Origin of the sequence: Cellulomonas sp. HD19AZ1 (assembly GCF_004535805.1) — a bacterium.
Taxonomy (GTDB): Bacteria; Actinomycetota; Actinomycetes; order Actinomycetales; family Cellulomonadaceae; genus Cellulomonas; species Cellulomonas iranensis.
In genome coordinates this window covers 1-963 of the sequence record NZ_SPHX01000014.1, presented here as the reverse complement: position 1 = coordinate 963, position 963 = coordinate 1, and the positions used below count along the sequence as shown (strand labels likewise).

Below are 963 nucleotides of genomic sequence, written 5' to 3'. Positions count from 1 at the left end.
GGTTCTGGCGGAACCGGCCCTGCTTGCCCTTGAGCATGTCGGAGATCGACTTGAGCGGACGGTTGCCGGGGCCCGTCACCGGGCGACCGCGGCGGCCGTTGTCGAACAGCGAGTCCACGGCCTCCTGGAGCATCCGCTTCTCGTTATTGACGATGATCTCCGGCGCGCCCAGGTCCAGGAGCCGCTTGAGGCGGTTGTTCCGGTTGATGACGCGGCGGTACAGGTCGTTGAGGTCCGACGTGGCGAAGCGGCCGCCGTCGAGCTGGACCATCGGGCGCAGGTCCGGCGGGATGACCGGGACCGCGTCCAGGACCATGCCCGTCGGCGAGTTGTTCGTCGTGAGGAACGCGTTGACGACCTTGAGGCGCTTGAGGGCGCGGGTCTTGCGCTGGCCCTTGCCGCTGCGGATGGTCTCGCGCAGCGACTCGGCCTCGGCGACCAGGTCGAACGCCTCGAGGCGCTTCTGGATCGCCGCGGCGCCCATCGAGCCCTCGAAGTAGTTGCCGTACCGGTCCTGCAGGGCGCGGTACAGCATCTCGTCGCCCTCGAGGTCCGCGACCTTGAGGTTCTTGAAGCGGTCCCAGACCTGCTCGAGGCGGTCGAGCTCGGCGTCGGCACGCTTGCGCAGCTGCGCCATCTCGCGCTCGGCCGAGTCGCGCACCTTGCGGCGCGCGTCGGCCTTGGCGCCCTCGGCCTCGAGCTCGGCCAGGTCGGCCTCGAGCTTCTGGGCGCGGGCGTTGATGTCGTTGTCGCGGCGGTCCGCGATCTCCTTCTTCTCCAGGTCGATCTCGTTCTGGAGGTTCGGGAGGTCCTCCTGGCGACCGTCCACGTCGACCCACGTGATCATGTAGGCCGCGAAGTAGATGACCTTCTCGAGGTCCTTCGGCGCCAGGTCGAGCAGGTAGCCCAGACGCGACGGCACACCCTTGAAGAACCAGATGTGCGTGACGGGGGCGGCCAGCT

1 pseudogene is annotated in these 963 nt (G+C 68.3%); it reads right to left on the bottom strand.

Annotated features, from left to right (window positions below):
• Positions 1–963: pseudogene (locus E4A51_RS18180) on the bottom strand (DNA-directed RNA polymerase subunit beta'); the annotation flags it as partial.